This window comes from Mesorhizobium sp. M7A.F.Ca.US.011.01.1.1 (genome assembly GCF_003998295.1).
Classification (GTDB): domain Bacteria; phylum Pseudomonadota; class Alphaproteobacteria; order Rhizobiales; family Rhizobiaceae; genus Mesorhizobium.
This window is the reverse complement of sequence record NZ_RZRT01000008.1, coordinates 32,617-50,311: the sequence shown is the minus strand read 5'-3', so window position 1 is coordinate 50,311 and position 17,695 is coordinate 32,617. Positions and strand designations below refer to the sequence as shown.

The window sequence follows — 17,695 nt, the reverse complement described above, 5'->3', positions numbered from 1 at the left end:
GTCAGAACAGGGATCCCTGATTGCCGGGCTCTTTGGCCTTGGCCGCCGGCTTGGCCACGGCTTTCGGTTTTGCCGTGCCGGTGATCGCCACCGCATCGGCGATGCCGTCGGCGAACTCGAGCGAAAGCGCCATTCCCGACGCCACATCGGCAGCCTGCTTGATCACCGCGCCATCCGCATCCCTCACCAGCGCAAAGCCGCGCGCCAGGACGGCCTTGTGCGACAGTGTTGCCATCAGCCTGTCGGCCTGGACGACACGGCCGCGCAAACGCTCCAGCCTGAGCACCACTGCTTGCGTGCCGCGTCTTGTCAAAGCTGTCAGCAAATCCCTCTGCACGCGTTGCCGCCGTGCCGTCGGCTCGATCGTGATGCGGCCTTGCAGCATGGTCAATTGCTGCTTGTGCCGCTGCAGCGATGCCCTGGCACATTTTGGCAATTGATCCGCCGCTCGGTTAAGCTCCGCACGCCGGGCTCTTGCCAACGTGCGCAATGCCCCTTGTGCTCGCAAAAGATTGCGTTCGTTGGTGCGCCGCGCCTCGGCAATGCGCTGCGACAGCATTGCCGGTGTCAGCTTTACGGCAAAAAACCTTGCACGCTTGCGTTCGGTGGAGACCAACAGGCCCCGGCCAAGTCTGGATGTCGCCTCATCGAGGCGTCTGCGCGGCAGCGCCAGCAATTGGTCGGGCGAAGGCAGTGCGCGGGCCGCCGCACGAGCAGCCTGCCGTTTGCGCTCGAAATTGCGCAAGACCGCCGCTTTCAGCCGTGCACCGAGGCTGGCAAGCGTTGCTTCGAGATCGGCCTTCACCGGCACGGCGATTTCGGCTGCACCCGTTGGTGTCGGCGCGCGCACATCCGCGACGAGATCGATCAGTGTCCAGTCGGTCTCGTGGCCGACAGCCGAGATCACCGGAATGCCGGAAGCAGCAACCGCGCGGGCGAGCGCCTCGTCGTTGAAGCCCCAGAGGTCTTCGAGGCTGCCGCCGCCACGCGCCACGATCAACAGATCGGGACGCTGGACGGCGCCATCCCATGCCAGCGCGTTGAAGCCGCTGACCGCAGCAGTCACTTCCGCGCCTGACGTCTCGCCCTGAACACGCACCGGCCAGACCAGGATGTGCAGCGGAAAGCGGTCCTTGATGCGGTGGATGATGTCGCGGATGACGGATCCTGTCGGCGAGGTGACGACGCCGATGATGCGCGGCATGAATGGCAGCAACCGCTTGCGGTCGGTGTCGAACAGACCCTCGGCCTGTAGCCGCCGCTTGCGCTCCTCCAGCAGCGCCATCAGCGCGCCGGCGCCGGCAGGCTCCAGATTGTCGATGACGATCTGGTAGTTGGACTTGCCGGGATAGGTGGTGAGCTTACCGGTGGCGATCACTTCCATCCCCTCTTCGGGGCGGAACTTCAGCCGGCTCATCGTGCCTTTCCACACCACGGCGTCGAGCCGTGCGCGGTCGTCCTTCAGCGCGAAATAGGCATGACCTGAGGAATGCGGCCCGCGATAGCCTGATATTTCGCCGCGCACCCGCACATTGCCGAAGACATCCTCGACCGTGCGCTTCAGCGCGCCGGAGATCTCGCTCACCGTGTATTCGGCGGCATTGGTGCGTGATTCGGATGCTGCGTCGCTCATCGGCCGATTGGGGGACGGTTGGGCGCCCGCGTCAAGGTGGCCGTGTCGGGCCAGCCGTTCATAACCGGCATGCCTGACCCTGCCTACCAGCCGGGCAGGATCTGGTTCGGCTTGGTCCGCCGCAGTTTGGTGAAGGCGAGTGCTGCGAAATCGAATGTCCCGGGGTCTTCGCCGACCGGGACGGAGATATTGTCCAGGCTTTCCGAAATATGGCGGGCGAGCGCATCGACGATCTCCGGCCGCGACGTCTGGCCGCGCATGATACCGATGCGGCAGTCGGGCAGGGCGCCGAAGCCGTCGGCTTCGCTCAGCACCCGCATGCCGGGCCGCAGCGCGCATTCCGGCAGCACCGAGATCGCCAGCCCGGAAAGCACCGCGGCGGTGATGACGGTGGCCGAGAAACTGGTGAACAGGATGCGATAGTCGCGGTTCTGCTGGTCGAGCACATCGACGGCGGCGCGCCGCCAGATGCAGTTCGGCCGGCCAAAGGCCATCGGCAGCGTTTCCTGCTCATGCGTCGCATGGTTGGCCGAGGTGACCCACAGCAGCGGTTCGCGCCGCACCACCTCCGACTGGCCGCGTACGTCGTTGTGAGTCACCAGCGCGAGGTCGAGATTGCCGCGCTTGATATGCTCGACCAGCCCCGGCGTCGGCTCGCAGATGACGGTCAGTTCAACGCGCGGATTGGAGCGCGTGAACCGCGCCATGATCTCGGGCAGGAAACGATCGGCATAGTCGTCGGGCGTGCCGATGCGGATCGTGCCTTCGAGCCGCCGGTCATCGAAGGCAGCCAGCGTCTCACGGTTGAGATAGAGCAGCCGCCGCGCATAGGAGAGCAGCTTGTCGCCTTCCTCGGTCAGCCTGTTGGTGCGCCCGTCCTTTTCGAACAGCGGCTTGCCGAGCCGCTCCTCCAGACGGCGCATCTGCATCGAAACCGCCGACTGGGTCCGGTGCACCTCTTCGGCCGCCCTGGTGAAGCTGCCGGTATCGGCGATCGAGATGAAGGTCTGCAATTGATCGAGATCGAGCGGCGATTTCATCGACATGATCCATCACTAGTGTTGATGGTAAAGATTAGAAACATTCGTTGGATTAATCAATCACTCGATGGCAAATTGGTATTGTCCACATGAAGGCATGTGAATCGAAGCCGGAACGGCCGCTGTCGCCAGCGCCGATTGCAAGGCTTTGCCCGTTCGAGTCTGAAGGAGACCGACAATGACCACGTTCGATTTCGCCACCGAGACCTCGCGCATCACCTCGCGTCCGGCCGTTGCGACTCGCGTGGCCAACACCGTCTCCAACATCTATCGCGCCTGGAAAAACCGCCGCGCCTTTTATCGCCTTGGCGAGATGTCGGACGCCGAACTCGCCGATATCGGCCTGACGCGCGCCGACCTGCACGTCGCCATCGACGTGCCGTTTGGCCGCGACCCGACGGCGATGCTGCGCGAAATCGCCAGCGATCGCGTCGAAACAATCGAGGACATCGCCCGCAAGGTGGCCTGATCTGATGCTTCTTGTTTGGGTTGCCGCGAACCTTTTCGGGGTTCGATGCGACTGACGAGTATGCAGGCTCCCACTCCCTGCCGGATCCCCCCCGGCCCGCCTGCACTCTGCCCGGTCCTCCCAGGACCGGGCTTTTCTCTTTCTACCTCAGCGAAGACCGCCTACCGCCGGTCCATGTCCCGCTTGAACTGGTCGAAGATCGTTTCCACGCCCTTTTGGTAGTCGTCACGCTGCTGGGCGCCGGTCTCGAACATCTTGCCGAACAGGTCATCGAACGGGTTTTTCGGCCGGCCGCTCGGATTGGCCTGTGGCTGCGGTGCCTGACGCTGCTGTGGGGGCGCTTGAGGCTGTTGCGGCGCCGGCTGTCCGCCAGGGATGCCGCCTAAGCCACCGCCACCTTGCCGCAGCATCTCCTCGAAGATTTTCCCCAGCGGATTGTCTCCGTAGGGGCTTTGTGTCTGCTGCGGCTGCGCCCGCCCTTGCGGCTGCGGCTGAGGCTGAGGCGCGCCACCGCCGAACATGTCCTGCAGCACCTTGCCGAGTGGATTTTCGCCGTAGGGATTGGGCTGCGGCTGCGGCTGGCTTTGCGGCTGTGGCTGAGGCGCACCGCCGCCGAACATGTCCTGCAACACCTTGCCGAGCGGGTTGTCCATCGGGTTCTGGGGGGGCGGCGCCTGGCGCGGCTGCGGCGCCGGGGCCTGCATGCCGCCGCCTTGCCGCATCATCTGCTCGATGATCTCGCCCAGCGGATTGTTGCCGCCGCCGCCAAAACCGCCGGCGGCCTGCATCTGGTTTGTCGTCTGCTTGAACAGCCCGCCCATGACCATCGAGGCGATCGCCGGCAGCATCTGCTGCAGGATCTGCTGATTGACGCCGCTGGCTTGCGCCGCCTGGCTGGCCACGGCGCGCGACAGGTCTTTCGAGCCGAACAGGTGCCCGAGAATGCCGTTGCCCTCATCCACGCCTTGCGGCGAGAAGGCCCGGCTTGCGTCCTCGAAATACTTGGCGTGCTGGCCGCTGGCCATCGCCGTCATGAAGGCGCCGAGCCCGTAAGGGTCGGCGGTGTTGCGCTGCAGCCCCTGCGAAAAGGCCGGCAGCAATGCGGCGACCGCGGCTTGCGTCTGCTGCATCGAAAGCCCGTATTGCTGGGCAAGCGCCTGCATGCCGTTGCCGTTCTGGGCCTGGGTCAGCATGTCGAACAAGGAAGGCATTGGTCTCTCCTCCGGAAATCCTCGCCGAAGAAGCCTAGTTTGTTTCCACTTCCGATTGAAGCGGCTTTTGCCGGCCGGTCAGCTTTGCCAAATCCGAGGGTTAATAGGCGTATTCCATGAAAACCGGCTCGATCGAGCCGCCCCAGCGCGTGTGATAGGCCGACAGCATCTCCTCGGCGCTGGTGGTGCCGCGCGCCACGACTTCGTCCAACGTGTTGAGGAAGGAGGTCTCGTCGTAGCCGTCGCGGTTCTTCTTGCCACGGTTCTTCAGGCCCATGCGGGAAATGACCATCACGTCACGCGCGATCTCGCGCAGCGTGGTGTTGCGGAATGGTGCGGAAATGCCTTGTTCCGGCACGGCGTTGCGCATCGCCAGCGTTTCTTCATACGTCCAGCTCGAGGTCAGCGCCTCGGCGGCATCGAGTGCGGCCTCATCATAAAGCAATCCGACCCAGAAGGCCGGCAGCGCGCAGATGCGCCGCCATGGCCCGCCATCGGCGCCGCGCATCTCGAGGAAGCGCTTCAGCCGCACGTCCGGGAACAGCGTTGACAGATGGTTCGCCCAGTCGCCCATTGTCGGCAGCCCGTCCGGCACTTCATTGCGCGCGGCCCCGGCCATGAACTGGCGGAAGGTGATGTGGGTCATGTCGTGATAGCGGTCGTCGCGGATGACGAAATACATCGGCACGTCGAGCGCCCATTCGACATAGTCGGCAAAGCCGAAATCGGGCGAGAAGCAGAATTCGAGCAGGCCCGAGCGCTGGTTGTCGGTGTCGCGCCAGATGTCGCCGCGCCAGCTCTGCAAGCCGTTCGGGTGGCTTTCGGTGAAAGGCGAATTGGCGAACAATGCCGTCGACAGCGGCTGCAGCTTCAACGACACCTGCATCTTGCGGCGCATGTCCGCCTCGCTCTCGAAGTCGAGATTCACCTGGATCGTGCAGGTGCGGTACATCATGTCGAGGCCCTTGGTGCCCACCTTGGGCATGTAGCGCGTCATGATCTCGTAGCGCGATTTCGGCATTTTCGGCGTCTCGGCCAGCGACCATTTCGGACTGCCGCCGAGGCCGAGGAAGCGGATGCCCATCGGCTCGGCGATCTCGCGCACCTGCGCCAGATGGGCGTTGCCCTCCCGGCAGGTCTGGTGGATCGTCTCCAGCGGTGCGCCGGAAAGTTCGAACTGGCCGCCGGGTTCCAGCGAAATCGCACCCTGACCGGTCGGTTCGACCAGGCCGATGATGCGGCCGTCGTCGACGATCGGATCCCAGCCGAGCTTTGACTGCATGCCTTCGAGAATGGCGCGGATGCCGCGCTCGCCGCCATAGGGGACCGGTGCATTGCCGTCGACATAGAAGGGGAATTTCTCGTGCTCGGTGCCGATGCGCCATTTGTCGCGCGGCTTGTTGCCTTCGGCCAGATGCTCGACGAGTTCGTCGATGCCTTCGATGGGCCGGAAATCGGTTGTGTCGCGCGCCATGATCAGCCCTCAGAGGCGGTTGGAGAACCGCCGGCGCTAAATGGACGAAATGTCAGTAGCCGATCAAGCGAAAAATCCTGAGCCACAGGTCAACAGGAATTGAACCTTACCGCGCTCACCGTCCCTTGCAAGAGATGACGTTTCACCAGTCTCCGACTGTCGCCTGCATCACCGCGAGCGCGGCCACCGCCGCCGTGTCGGCGCGCAGGATGCGTGGGCCGAGCGGAATGGCGGTGACGAAGGGCAGGGCGCGCAGCATCTTGCGCTCGTCGTCGGAAAAGCCACCCTCCGGCCCGACCAGCAGCCCAAGCTTCTTTTCCTTGATCGCCTGCAGCGCGGCCAGCGGATTGTTGGTCGAAGCATCCTCATCGCAGAAGATCAGCCGTCGCCCTGTGTCCCAGCCGGTCAGCAAGCGGTCGAATTTTTCGGCTTCGCGCACCTGAGGCACCGCCAGGATGCCGCATTGTTCGGCGGCTTCGACGACATTGGCGCGAAGGCGGTCGATCGACGGCTTGGCCACTTGCGTGTGCTGGGTGATGACCGGCTGCAGGATGCCGGCGCCCATCTCGACCGCCTTCTGCACGAGATAGTCGAGCCGGCCCTGCTTTAGCGGCGCAAAGCAGTAGACGAGATCGGGCAGCGGCGGTTGTGGCCGTTGCAGCACCGACACCTTCAGCCGCACCGCCCTTTTTGTCTTCGCCGTGATGGCCGCCGACCATTCGCCGTCGCGACCGTTGAACACCAGGATTTCGGCGCCTTCGCCGAGCCGTAGCACATGCAGGAGATAGTGGCTCTGCTGTTGGCCGGCGTCGAACTCGATGTCTGGCCGCAGATCGTCGGGCACGAACAGACGTTGCATCTTGTAATTGGCGCGCATTGCGGAGGAATGAGCGAGCCGACCGCCGGCGTCAAGTCTCGGCGGACGGATGCCATACGGGGCGAAAGCCGTGACGCAACACGGCGAGCGTCGTGGCCGGCGTCAGCAGCGAGAGTGTCTTGCCTTCGAGCAGGTCGAAATCAGCTGGTGGGCCATATCCAGCAAAGCACCAGCGCAATGCTCTGCCGCCGCGCAGGGCATAAGCGATGCCGCCATCCCCAACCATGGCGCCGTCCGGCAGGTCGGCAAGCTCGTCAAAGGCCACCGTCGCCGGCTTGCCGCCCGACGCCAGCCGCTCCTTGTGCAGCCGCTTGTCGACTTGCGGCGCGCGCGGTTCGGCAATGTCGAAAGCTTCGCCGAACCGGCCGACGAAATCCCTGGCCCGTTCGCGCTGGCAAAAGAAGCAGGGGCGATGCCCGGCAGCCAGTGCCGTCACCTCGTCGAGGAAGAACAGCTCGGTCCAGCCCGCTTTGCCGCCCTTCCTGTTGCGGCCCATCGGTTCGCGCCGCACATCGCGGAATTGGCGGACGCAGATGATCCAGGCCGGAAGCGCCCAGCGCTTCTTCTTGAGCGTCTTCGTCTCGGGATCGTGGATGATGCCGCGATTGCCGGTGAACAGGCCGCGATCAGGCACGGCGTGGATGGTGCCGAACGGATCGACCCGGTTCTGCAGTGGCATAGTTTTCTCTCCGGACACGCATCTTGGCTGCAATGCGAGCGGCATGATATCGCTGGTCGCATCTTTTTCATGTCAGTAGGGTTTTGTGATGCGGGTGCTGGTGGTCCAGAACTACGACAATACCGGCCTTGGCCAGGTCGGCGCAGCACTTGCGGAAGCGGGTGCCGATCTCGACCTGCGTCTCCCTTACAGGGGCGATCCCCTGCCGGATGACGCCGCCGGGCATGATGCTATGGTGGTGCTCGGCGGGGGCCAGAATGCGCTGGCCGACGATGAGTACCCCTATTTCCCGGCACTGCTCGAACTGACCCGCGACTTTGCCGACAAGGATCGCGCCGTGCTCGGCATCTGCCTCGGCAGCCAGCTCGTCGCCCGTGCCTTCGGCGGCGAAAACCGCATCGGCGGCGCCAATGAGTTCGGTTGGCGCGGCGTATCGCTGACGGCGGACGCCAAGGCCGATCCGGTGCTGGGCGCGCTGCCGGAGAAATTCCCGATCTTCCAGTGGCATGACGACACCTTCGTGCTGCCCGAGGCCGCCGTGCGGCTCGCCGGCAACGATGTCGCCGAGAACCAGGCGTTTCGCGTCGGACGCGCCGTCTACGGTTTCCAGTTCCATTTCGAGGCCGACCGGCCGATGGTCAAGGACTGGAGCACGTCCTTTGCCCCGACCATCGCCGCGCGCCATCCCGACTGGGCCGGCAAGCTCGATGGCGAAATGGCCCGCAACGGACCCGATGCGGATGCCGCTGGTCTGGCCATTGCCCGTGCCTGGGTAGCGACCATCTGAGCGTTGGTCTCTCCGTACCCTCCAGCGTGACATAATTGGCACGCGGCGGTGAAACCGCCTGGGGAAAACCGTTTCATTCTTGGCTTGTGTCCGCCCGCCATCCTAGAAGGCGCGCGCTCTGCATCTTCTGTGCAACGGCTATGAACCTTTTGTGTGACCCGCGCGACACACCGTTGATACAGAACATGCCTAGAAGCGCAAAATCGTCGAAACTTTGAAGCGAATTCTCCGTTTCAACGCATTGGTAACCGCCTGGTGCACAGATGCAGAAAGCTCAACAAGAGATGACCTCCGTGAAAGCAGCGCTTCTGTCCTTTGCCATGTTGTCTGCCATCGTGCTGTGCGGTCTCGGCATCTATGCCGCCGACGCAGCCAACAATCACAACGCCGTAGACGGTTACGGCGTCACCGCCTCGCTGCGCTAAAGTCGGGAAGCGTCTTTCGCGTCCTCCGACGCGCGACGCTCAAGCTTCCTTGATCGTCATTGTCAGGATGCGTTTGTCCGCGCCGTCGACGACGAGCGCGCTCAGCATGCCTGATTGCCAGGCAAGCGTGTCGACATTGACGCGGTTGGCCATCACTTCCGCCTCCGGCACCGGGGTGTGGCCGTGCACCACGATCTTCGGATAAAGGTCGGTGTGGTTGTGGAAGACGTCGCGGATCCAGATCAGGTCCTGTGGGTTTTGCTTCTCCAGAGGATTACCCGGCCTGATGCCGGCATGACAGAAGAAGAAGTCCCCGAAAATCGCGGAGAACGGCAGTGACCGCAGGAAGTCGATGTGGCTTTGCGGCACGGCCTCGACCAGGGCCTGATGTCCTTTGCGCACGGCCGATTCGGCCTTGCCGAACCATACGCTGGTGCCTTCACTGATCGCCACGCCGTAAGACTGTGCCGTCTGGATGCCGCCGAACCGGATGAAAAGCCCTTCCGGGTCAGGGGTCTTGAGAAAATCGAGAAAGCCGATGTCGTGGTTGCCGGCCAGCATCAGGTGACGAGGGTCGCGCTCTTGCGCTTCGATCAGGAAATCGATGACGCCCTTCGAGTCCGGCCCGCGGTCGACATAGTCGCCAAGATGGATGACGCGCCAGTCGGCAGGCGCCTCCTGCTCGATCTCGGCCCTGATACGCAGATGCATGGCGGCCAGCAGGTCGAGCCGGCCGTGGACGTCGCCGATCGCATAGAGACGCATGCCGTCCGGCCCATGCGCGTCGAGAAAATGGATGCCGGGTTCTGCCAATTTTTCGGTGTCTCCGTGGTCAGGCGGTCACGGGACCTGGCGCCGGAGCTGGTCCTTGCCCATGTCGGTGACCAGACGCTTTCCGCATAGCGCCAGCGTGATGTCCATCTCCTTGCGGATGATTTCCAACGCCTTAGTAACCCCTTCCTTGCCAAGCGCCCCCAGGCCGTAAAGAAATGGCCGGCCGATATAGGTTCCCTTGGCACCGAGGCAAAGCGCCTTCAGGACATCCTGGCCGGAGCGGATGCCGCCATCCATATGCACTTCGATCGTGTCGCCGACCGCGTCGGCAATCTCTTCCAGCACGCCGATCGACGACGACGCACCATCGAGCTGGCGCCCGCCATGGTTGGAAACGATGATCGCGTCGGCGCCGGTCTTGGCCGCCATCAGCGCGTCCTCCTTGTCGAGAATGCCCTTCAGGATCAGCTTGCCGCCCCAGCGCTCCTTGATCCAGGCGACGTCCTTCCACGACAGATGCGGGTCGAACTGCTCCGTCGTCCACGATGCCAGCGAGGCCATGTTGCCGACGCCCTTGGCGTGGCCGACAATGTTGCGGAAGGTCCGCCGCTTCGTGCCGGCCATGGCGGCGCACCAGTGCGGGCGGATGGCCATGTCGACGATGTTCGTCAGCGTCAGCTTGGGTGGCGCCGAAAGCCCGTTGCGGATGTCCTTGTGGCGCTGACCGAGAATCTGCAGGTCGAGCGTCAGCACGAGCGCCGAGCATTTCGCCGCCTTTGCCCTGTCGATCAGGTTGAGCACGAAATCCTTGTCACGCAGCACATAGAGCTGAAACCAGAACGGCTTCGTGGTTACCGAGGCGACATCCTCGATCGAGCAGATGCTCATCGTCGACAAGGTAAACGGCACGCCGAATTCCTCCGCCGCCTGAGCCGCCAGCATCTCGCCATTGGCGTGCTGCATGCCGGTCATGCCGGTTGGCGCCAATGCCACCGGCATCGACACTTTTTCGCCGATCATCGTCGATGCCAGCGAACGGTTGTCCATGTCGACGAGAACGCGCTGGCGGAATTTGATCTTCTGGAAATCCTCTTCGTTGGCCCGATACGTGCCTTCGGTCCACGAACCGGAATCGGCATAGTCGAAGAACATCTTCGGCACGCGCCGGCGGGCGAGGTCCTTGAGGTCGGCGATGGTCAGGATCTGGCTCATGGGTTCCCGTCTCGATAGCTAGGAGCGTTTGCGTGCTGGTTCTGTATCGGTGGCGTCGACGCGCTGTTTCAACCTCAGTCGCGAGACGCGCTGCCAGTCGCCGCTGCGCTCGGCCTCCGCCATCGACCGTTCGACATAGGTGATGTGGTCCATCGCCGCTTGCCGGGCAGCATCCGGGTCGCCGGCCTTCACCGCCGCATGGATCGCGCGGTGCTGCGCGAGCAGGGCGTCGCGCGCGCCGGGCACGCTGAACACCAGCAGCCGGTTCTGGAACACGCCCTCCGACAACAGCCGGTAACAGGAGCGCAGCGTGTGCAAAAGGATGATGTTGTGCGCGCATTCGCAGATCGCGTGGTGGAACTCGACATCGATCTCGGCCTCGTCGTCGAAGTCGCCGGTCCGGTGCGCATCGTCCATGCGTGCCATGATCTTGTCGAGCAGCGCCATGTCGTCGGCAGTGGCGCGCCGTGCCGCGTATTCAGCCGCGACCCCTTCGATCTCGCGGCGGTATTCCAGATAATCGGTCACTGCCTTGCGGTGCATCGAGATCAGGTCCGTCACCGGCTTGGTGAAAAGCTGGCCGATGACATCGGCGACATGCGTGCCGCCGCCGGGCCTTGTCGTCAAAAGGCCGCGTCCTTCCAGTGCCTTCAGGGCGTCACGCAGGATCGGCCGGGATACGTCGAACTGGCGTGCAAGCTCGCGCTCGCCCGGCAGCCGGTCGCCGGTGCGCAGCACGCCTTCGAGGATGAGGCTCTCGATCTGCTGCACCACCTCGTCGGCGGTGCGCGAATGCTCGATCCTGGAAAAAATGTCGCTCAACAGAATGCCTGGAAGGTGAACCGGTGTCGCAGAATAGAGCCTGCCTCGCCAACTGGTCAAATTTTTTATCCAATTGACAAAAAGCGGGCCGATTTTCCGCCCGATGCCGTCATCTTCGGCTAACTTTGCTGTTTGCGTCATCAGGCCATTGGCACTAGAGGGACGCGAGTGCAAGAGGGCCCCGGGGAACAAGCCGTGTCAGACGACCCGTCCGATCTCGAATTCCAGCCGCGCGCCAAGGGCAGCGTCATGGGCTTTCCCGCGCATGAGGGCCGGCCCGGCGCACTCGGCGAGGTTCATGCCCGGCCGCATCCGCTGATCGAAAAGCCGCGCGTCCTGATGCAACTCGCCTTCATGACGGAGGGCGGCTCGGGCGTCGACCACGCGGTGCTTTCCGAACTGTCGCGGCGCCTCGGTATCGCCGCGCCCGACCGCCAGGCCCGCCACCATGCCATGAAATGGGGCAAGGGCTCGCTGCGCTGGGAGCGGCACACCGAATTCTCGACCTATTTGTGGGAAGGGCCGCTTTCCGAAAGCGGCAGGACGCAGGAGGCCTCACCCTTCGGCAACGGGTTTTCCCCGCCGGGAACCTGCATCTCCGGCATCAGGCTCGAAATCCGCAAATGGACGCAAGCAAGCGAGCAGCTGATAGCCGGTTTCGATCCGACCAGCCTGTGCTACTCGCTGGTCGAGCGCGGAAACGCCGCCATCGTCACCGATTTTCGCCAGGATGGCGATGGCCTGACCCGCATGCTGCTGCTCGATCGCGGCTTGACCCCGGCGCGCACCGGCGCGTTGTCGCAGCGGCTTATCGACATCGAAACCTATCGGACGCTGGCCATGCTCGGCCTGCCGCTGGCGTTGACCTTGTCCGGCCGCGCCCGCCGCATCGAGGACCGGCTGGCGCAGACCACGCTGGAGATGAAGGTCGCCGGGACTCGCGACAACCAGACCTTGCTGGCCGATCTGACCGAACTTGCGGCGGAGCTGGAGGCGGACGCGGCGTCGAGCCTTTACCGCTTCGGCGCCAGCCGCGCCTATGACGGCATCGTCGGCGAACGGCTGGAGGCGCTCGAGGAAGAGGCTGTGCCCGGCTATGACACATGGCGCGGGTTCCTGCAGCGCCGCGTGGCACCCGCAATGCGCACCTGCCGCTCGGTCGAGGAGCGGCAGGAAAATCTATCGCGAAAACTGACCCGCGCCACGACGCTGCTGCGCACCTGGGTTGATGTCGAGGTCGAGAAGCAGAACCGCGACCTGCTTGCCTCGATGAACAACCGCGCCCGCCTGCAATTGCGCCTGCAGCAGACCGTCGAGGGGCTCTCGGTCGCCGCCGTCTCCTATTATGTGGTCGGCCTTGTCGGCTATGTCGCCAAGGGCGCCTCGATCTTCGGCCATGCCTTCGCGCCGGAGATCATTACCGCGGCTTCGGTGCCTGTCGCCATCCTGCTGGTCTGGTGGGGCGTACGCCGCGTGCGCCGGATGCACTCCGAACCCGGCAAGCCGCCCGGCGAATAGCAGCGGCAGATTGCCGCTGCGTAAGCCTGTCTCCGCCTTGAAGTGGATTCCCCGCCGCCACAGGATTTGCGCCCAACGCACTTCACTGGTAAAAGATTTTGACCAGTCAAGCGAAATGAGGCTGCTGATGTCCGGCCTGTCCATGCCGAAACCAGACGACGCCACGATGCGCCGGCGCGACGAGATCGTCGCCGACATGCGCATCATCGTGCCGGGTGAGGGCGTCGTCGACGCCGCCAATTCCATGCGCGCCTTCGAGAGCGACGGCCTGACCGCCTATCGGCAGCTGCCGCTGGTTGTTGTTCTGCCGCAAACCGTGGCGCAGGTTTCGCGCGTGCTGAAATACTGCAACGACCGCAACATCCGTGTCGTGCCACGCGGCTCCGGCACCTCGCTGTCGGGCGGCGCGCTGCCGCTCGAGGAGGCGGTGCTTTTGGTGATGAGCCGCTTCAACCGTATCCTCGGGATCGATTTCTCCAATCGCGTCGTCGTTGCCCAGCCGGGCGTCACCAATCTCGGCATCACCACCGCCGTCGAGCAGGAGGGCTTTTACTACGCCCCCGATCCATCCTCCCAGATCGCCTGCTCGATCGGCGGCAATGTCGCGGAGAATTCCGGTGGCGTGCACTGCCTGAAATACGGCCTTACCGCCAACAATGTGCTCGGCGTCGAGATGGTGCTGATGAATGGCGAGGTGGTGCGGCTGGGGGGCAGTCACCTTGATGCGGAAGGCTACGACCTGCTCGGCGTCATGACCGGCTCCGAAGGGCTGCTCGGCGTCGTCACCGAGGTTACCGTACGCATCCTGAAGAAGCCGGAGACGGCACGTGCACTGCTGATCGGCTTCCCGACCAGCGAGCAGGGCGGCCAGTGCGTTGCCGACATCATCGGCGCCGGCATCATTCCGGGCGGCATGGAGATGATGGACCGGCCGGCGATCCATGCGGCGGAAGATTTCGTTCATGCCGGCTATCCCCTCGATGTCGAGGCGCTGCTGATCGTCGAGCTCGACGGGCCGGGCGTCGAGGTCGATCATCTGATCGGGCTGGTCGAGGCGATCGCCTACAAGAACGGCTCGACCACCTGCCGCATTTCGCAGTCGGAACAGGAACGGCTGAGCTTCTGGGCCGGCCGCAAGGCGGCGTTTCCGGCCGTTGGCCGCATCTCGCCCGACTACTACTGCATGGACGGCACCATCCCGCGCAAGGAACTGCCGCGTGTGCTCGCCGGCATGCGCGAGCTGTCGGAAAAATACGGTCTCGGCGTCGCCAATGTCTTTCATGCCGGCGACGGCAATCTGCATCCGCTGATCCTCTACGATGCCAACGTACCGGGCGAACTCGACAAGGCCGAAAGCTTCGGCGCCGACATATTGCGGCTCTGCGTCAAGGTCGGCGGCGTCTTGACCGGCGAACACGGTGTGGGCGTGGAAAAACGCGACTTGATGCCGGAAATGTTCACCCAGATCGATCTCGACCAGCAGATGCGGGTCAAATGTGCCTTCGATCCCAACCATCTGCTCAACCCGGGAAAAGTGTTCCCGCAGCTGCGGCGATGCGCCGAACTCGGCCGCATGCACATTTCCGGCGGCAAGCTGCCGTTCCCAGACATTCCGAGGTTTTGAGGGTGATGACGTCTCAGAACGAGTGTTCCTCGCCCCCGCAAAGCGGGGGAGAGGTGGCTCGGGCGAAGCCCGAGACGGAGAGGGGGACGCCCGATACGCCGAGCCGACGTTCGCCTGAAAAGATCGCCCGTGCTCGTGCGCTTCGCCATGGCGATAATCAGGCGGAAGCAACTCTCTGGAACGAGTTGAAGGCCAAACGGCTAGGCGGCTACAAATTCGTTCGGCAAATGCCGATTGGGCCGTACTTCGCCGACTTTTCCTGCCGCGGCGAAGAGCTGGTCGTCGAGCTGGACGGAATTCAGCATGCCGAGAGTTCCTACGACAGACGACGCGATGAATTCATGCGCGGTGAAGGGTTCTCGGTATTGCGGTTCTGGAATGTCGACGTTCTTAGGAATTCTCGGAGCGTCTGCGAAACCATTCTTGCGGCGCTGGAAGGACGGCTCCACCAGGATGTTACAGCCTCAGACCTGAGGTTTGTCTTCGCAGCCAAGAAGATCGGAGGCGACGCTCTATGACTGCCCCCTCTCCGTCTCGGGCTTCGCCCGAGCCACCTCTCCCCCGCCTTGCGGGGGCGAGGAACCAGAGATACCCATGACCACCTTCACCCCAACCACGTCAGACGAAGTCCTCTCCACCGTCGCCTGGGCGGTGGCGGAAGGCTCGCCGCTGGAAATCCTCGGCCACGGCTCCAAGCGTGGCATCGGCCGGCCGCTGCAAACCGAACACACGCTCGACCTGTCGAGGCTCACTGGCGTCACGCTCTATGAACCGGCTGAACTGGTGCTGTCGGCAAAAGCCGGCACACCGCTGGCCGAGATCGAAAAGCTGCTGGCGGAAAACGGCCAGCAGCTTGCCTTCGAGCCGATGGACTACGGTCCGCTGTTTGGTGGCGAGCCTGGCAAAGGCACCATCGGTGGCGTGCTCGCCGCGAACCTCTCCGGGCCGCGCCGGCTGAAGGCGGGCGCGGCGCGCGATCATGTCCTGGGCATCAATGTGGTGTCCGGGCGCGGCGAGGCCTTCAAGTCGGGCGGTCGCGTGGTCAAGAACGTCACCGGCTATGACATGTCGAAGCTGATGGCCAACAGCTGGGGCACGCTGGCCGCCTTCACCGACGTCACCTTCAAGGTGCTGCCGGCAGCCGAGACCGAAGTCACGCTCGCCATTCGTGGCCTGCTCGACGATGCCGCTGCCGCCGCGATGGCCCTGGCGCTTGGCTCAAGTGCTGAGGTGTCGAGTGCCGCCCACCTGCCGGAGCGCATCGCCACGCGCGTCGCCAGCGCCAGTCTCGGCAGTGAGGCCGCCACGCTGCTGCGTGTCGAAGGCTTCGGCCCGTCGGTTGCCTACCGCATCGCCGCGCTGAAAACGCTGCTCGGCAAGGCCGGGCCGCTGCAGGAGATTGCCGGTGAGACTTCACGGCTGATCTGGCGCGATGTGCGCGATTGCAGGCCTTTCGCCGACAACAGCGAGAAACCGGTCTGGCGTGTCTCGATGACGCCGGGACAGTGCCACCAGATGGTCCTGACGCTGCGCATGCAGGCCGCCGTCAGCGCCTTCTACGATTGGCAGGGCGGGCTGGTGTGGCTGCGTATGGAAGAGGGCGACCCGGAAGCCGCTCTGTTGCGCGGGCTGTTGAGGAAACATGGCGGCGGCCATGCGACGCTGGTGCGTGCCGCACCCTCCCATCGTGCTGCTGTGCCGGTGTTCGAGCCGCAGCCGCCGGCGCTGGCAGCACTCAGCCAGCGCCTGAAACAGGAATTCGACCCGAAGAATATCCTCAATCCCGGCCGAATGGCCTAGGACATTAGCGATGCAGACCAATTTTTCGCTTGCCCAGCTTGCCGATCCGCATGTCGCGGAATCGGAAAAGATCCTGCGCAAATGCGTGCATTGCGGCTTCTGCACCGCCACCTGCCCGACCTACGTGACGCTTGGCAACGAGCTCGATTCACCGCGCGGGCGCATCTACCTGATCAAGGACATGCTGGAGAACGGCCGTCCGGCCGACAAGGAGATCGTCACCCATATCGATCGGTGCCTGTCGTGCCTTGCCTGCATGACCACCTGCCCGTCGGGCGTCAACTACATGCATCTGGTCGACCATGCCCGCGCCCATATCCAGGAGACCTACAAGCGGCCGCTGCTCGACCGCCTGACCCGCGCCATGCTGGCCTTCGTGCTGCCCTATCCCAAGCGTTTTCGCGCCGCTCTCAAGCTGGCGAAGCTGGGCAAGCCGTTTATGGGCTTGTTCGACAAGGTTCCGGCGCTGAAGCCGCTGAGTGCGATGCTCAAGCTCGCGCCGGCCTCTATCCCGACAGCATCGTCGATAGCTTCACCTGGCATCCATGCCGGGCAGGGGAGCAAAAGAGGCCGCGTCGCCATCCTCACCGGCTGCGCGCAATCGGTGCTCGATCCCGCCATCAACGACACCACGATTTCGCTGCTGACGCGGCTCGGCGTCGAGGTCGTGGTGCCACCGGGCGAGGGCTGCTGCGGGGCGCTGGTTCATCATATGGGGCGCGAGCAGGCCGCGCTTGCCTCTGCGAGGCAGAATGTCGATGCCTGGACGCGCGCCATCGAACAAGGCGGGCTCGATGCCATCGTCATCACTGCCTCCGGCTGCGGCACGACGATCAAGGACTACGGCTTCATGCTGCGGCTCGACCAGGCCTATGCCGACAAGGCGGCGCGCGTTTCGGCGCTGGCCAAGGACATTACCGAATATCTCTCGACCTTCGACCTGCCTGAACCGGTGCGCAAGCCGGGCACGGTCGTCGCCTATCACTCGGCCTGTTCGATGCAGCACGGCCAGAAGATCACCCGCCAGCCGAAGGAACTGCTCGCCAAGGCCGGCTTCATCGTGCGCGAGCCGCGCGAAGGGCATTTGTGCTGCGGTTCGGCCGGCACCTACAACATCCTGCAGTCCGAAATCTCGGCCAAACTGCGCGACCGCAAGGTGACAAACATCGAGGCGACGGGGGCTTCGATCGTCGCCACCGGCAACATCGGCTGCATCACCCAGATCGCTTCCGCCGCCAAGCTGCCGGTGGTGCACACGATAAAACTGCTCGACTGGGCCTATGGCGGACCGATGCCGGAAGGCGTTCGGGGAGAGAACCTCATCGCCGCGGAATAGGGCGCCCGTCCGGC

General features: G+C 64.0%; 17 protein-coding genes. 8 read left to right on the top strand and 9 right to left on the bottom strand.

Features of this window, described 5'->3' with window-relative positions; all coding sequences use genetic code 11:
• Position 1: 1 nt before the first annotated feature.
• Both xseA and EOA13_RS11835 read right to left on the bottom strand, forming a co-directional pair.
• On the bottom strand, positions 2-1,633 hold the full coding sequence (gene xseA, locus EOA13_RS11840) for an exodeoxyribonuclease VII large subunit (protein ID WP_127292779.1): 1,632 nt from the start codon (positions 1,631-1,633) through the stop codon (positions 2-4).
• A gap of 83 nt (positions 1,634-1,716) precedes the next feature.
• Positions 1,717-2,673 carry a LysR substrate-binding domain-containing protein gene (locus EOA13_RS11835; protein WP_027035580.1) on the bottom strand — a complete coding sequence of 319 codons (957 nt, stop codon included), beginning with the start codon at positions 2,671-2,673 and terminating at the stop codon, positions 1,717-1,719.
• A 178-nt stretch (positions 2,674-2,851) separates the two neighbouring features.
• On the opposite strand from EOA13_RS11835, the gene EOA13_RS11830 reads away from it, so the two are divergent.
• Entirely contained in the window at positions 2,852-3,142 is a 291-nt protein-coding gene (locus EOA13_RS11830; protein WP_127254768.1) for a DUF1127 domain-containing protein, read from the top strand.
• A 161-nt stretch (positions 3,143-3,303) separates the two neighbouring features.
• Here EOA13_RS11830 and EOA13_RS11825 read toward each other — a convergent pair whose 3' ends face one another.
• From EOA13_RS11825 to EOA13_RS11810, 4 genes are all read right to left on the bottom strand, one after another.
• The gene (locus EOA13_RS11825) at positions 3,304-4,353 is read right to left on the bottom strand and encodes a DUF937 domain-containing protein (RefSeq protein WP_127292776.1); all 1,050 of its coding nucleotides are present in this window, start codon (positions 4,351-4,353) and stop codon (positions 3,304-3,306) included.
• A gap of 100 nt (positions 4,354-4,453) precedes the next feature.
• Positions 4,454-5,827: a glutamate--cysteine ligase gene (locus EOA13_RS11820; protein ID WP_127292773.1), complete on the bottom strand. Its 1,374-nt coding sequence runs from the start codon at positions 5,825-5,827 to the stop codon at positions 4,454-4,456.
• Positions 5,828-5,969: 142 nt separating this feature from the next.
• Entirely contained in the window at positions 5,970-6,704 is a 735-nt protein-coding gene (locus EOA13_RS11815; protein WP_127292770.1) for a 16S rRNA (uracil(1498)-N(3))-methyltransferase, read from the bottom strand.
• A 31-nt stretch (positions 6,705-6,735) separates the two neighbouring features.
• Positions 6,736-7,383: a hypothetical protein gene (locus EOA13_RS11810; protein WP_127292768.1), complete on the bottom strand. Its 648-nt coding sequence runs from the start codon at positions 7,381-7,383 to the stop codon at positions 6,736-6,738.
• A gap of 88 nt (positions 7,384-7,471) precedes the next feature.
• Here EOA13_RS11810 and EOA13_RS11805 point away from each other — a divergent pair, with 88 nt between their 5' ends.
• Positions 7,472-8,170, top strand: a complete 699-nt coding sequence (locus tag EOA13_RS11805; protein ID WP_127292765.1) for a type 1 glutamine amidotransferase — start codon at positions 7,472-7,474, stop codon at positions 8,168-8,170.
• A 293-nt stretch (positions 8,171-8,463) separates the two neighbouring features.
• Positions 8,464-8,595: a hypothetical protein gene (locus EOA13_RS39350; RefSeq protein ID WP_013893872.1), complete on the top strand. Its 132-nt coding sequence runs from the start codon at positions 8,464-8,466 to the stop codon at positions 8,593-8,595.
• A gap of 39 nt (positions 8,596-8,634) precedes the next feature.
• On the opposite strand, the gene EOA13_RS11795 is transcribed toward EOA13_RS39350, so the two are convergent.
• The 3 genes from EOA13_RS11795 to EOA13_RS11785 are packed head-to-tail and all read right to left on the bottom strand — an operon-like array spanning position 8,635 to position 11,403.
• The gene (locus EOA13_RS11795) at positions 8,635-9,408 is read right to left on the bottom strand and encodes a metallophosphoesterase family protein (protein ID WP_127292763.1); all 774 of its coding nucleotides are present in this window, start codon (positions 9,406-9,408) and stop codon (positions 8,635-8,637) included.
• A gap of 27 nt (positions 9,409-9,435) precedes the next feature.
• A complete protein-coding gene (locus EOA13_RS11790; protein ID WP_127292760.1) occupies positions 9,436-10,581 on the bottom strand; it encodes an alpha-hydroxy acid oxidase in 1,146 nt (381 codons plus the stop codon).
• Positions 10,582-10,599: 18 nt separating this feature from the next.
• On the bottom strand, positions 10,600-11,403 hold the full coding sequence (locus tag EOA13_RS11785; RefSeq protein WP_023809029.1) for an FCD domain-containing protein: 804 nt from the start codon (positions 11,401-11,403) through the stop codon (positions 10,600-10,602).
• A gap of 195 nt (positions 11,404-11,598) precedes the next feature.
• On the opposite strand from EOA13_RS11785, the gene EOA13_RS11780 reads away from it, so the two are divergent.
• The 5 genes from EOA13_RS11780 (at position 11,599) to glcF (ending at position 17,681) form a co-directional block, all read left to right on the top strand.
• On the top strand, positions 11,599-12,921 hold the full coding sequence (locus EOA13_RS11780) for a DUF3422 family protein (protein WP_127292757.1): 1,323 nt from the start codon (positions 11,599-11,601) through the stop codon (positions 12,919-12,921).
• A gap of 127 nt (positions 12,922-13,048) precedes the next feature.
• A complete protein-coding gene (locus tag EOA13_RS11775; RefSeq protein WP_127292754.1) occupies positions 13,049-14,545 on the top strand; it encodes an FAD-linked oxidase C-terminal domain-containing protein in 1,497 nt (498 codons plus the stop codon).
• Between the two features lie 53 nt (positions 14,546-14,598).
• On the top strand, positions 14,599-15,063 hold the full coding sequence (locus EOA13_RS11770; RefSeq protein ID WP_245490360.1) for a DUF559 domain-containing protein: 465 nt from the start codon (positions 14,599-14,601) through the stop codon (positions 15,061-15,063).
• 76 nt (positions 15,064-15,139) lie between these two features.
• Positions 15,140-16,345: a glycolate oxidase subunit GlcE gene (gene glcE / locus EOA13_RS11765; protein WP_127292748.1), complete on the top strand. Its 1,206-nt coding sequence runs from the start codon at positions 15,140-15,142 to the stop codon at positions 16,343-16,345.
• Positions 16,346-16,355: 10 nt separating this feature from the next.
• On the top strand, positions 16,356-17,681 hold the full coding sequence (glcF, locus tag EOA13_RS11760) for a glycolate oxidase subunit GlcF (RefSeq protein WP_127292746.1): 1,326 nt from the start codon (positions 16,356-16,358) through the stop codon (positions 17,679-17,681).
• Positions 17,682-17,695: the final 14 nt, after the last annotated feature.

Coding starts and splice junctions, on each gene's coding strand:
- xseA (WP_127292779.1), bottom strand. CDS start 1,633: ATGAGCGACGCAGCATCCGAATCACGCACCAATGCCGCCGAATACACG.
- EOA13_RS11835 (WP_027035580.1), bottom strand. CDS start 2,673: ATGAAATCGCCGCTCGATCTCGATCAATTGCAGACCTTCATCTCGATC.
- EOA13_RS11830 (WP_127254768.1), top strand. CDS start 2,852: ATGACCACGTTCGATTTCGCCACCGAGACCTCGCGCATCACCTCGCGT.
- EOA13_RS11825 (WP_127292776.1), bottom strand. CDS start 4,353: ATGCCTTCCTTGTTCGACATGCTGACCCAGGCCCAGAACGGCAACGGC.
- EOA13_RS11820 (WP_127292773.1), bottom strand. CDS start 5,827: ATGGCGCGCGACACAACCGATTTCCGGCCCATCGAAGGCATCGACGAA.
- EOA13_RS11815 (WP_127292770.1), bottom strand. CDS start 6,704: ATGCGCGCCAATTACAAGATGCAACGTCTGTTCGTGCCCGACGATCTG.
- EOA13_RS11810 (WP_127292768.1), bottom strand. CDS start 7,383: ATGCCACTGCAGAACCGGGTCGATCCGTTCGGCACCATCCACGCCGTG.
- EOA13_RS11805 (WP_127292765.1), top strand. CDS start 7,472: ATGCGGGTGCTGGTGGTCCAGAACTACGACAATACCGGCCTTGGCCAG.
- EOA13_RS11790 (WP_127292760.1), bottom strand. CDS start 10,581: ATGAGCCAGATCCTGACCATCGCCGACCTCAAGGACCTCGCCCGCCGG.
- EOA13_RS11775 (WP_127292754.1), top strand. CDS start 13,049: ATGTCCGGCCTGTCCATGCCGAAACCAGACGACGCCACGATGCGCCGG.
- glcE (WP_127292748.1), top strand. CDS start 15,140: ATGACCACCTTCACCCCAACCACGTCAGACGAAGTCCTCTCCACCGTC.
- glcF (WP_127292746.1), top strand. CDS start 16,356: ATGCAGACCAATTTTTCGCTTGCCCAGCTTGCCGATCCGCATGTCGCG.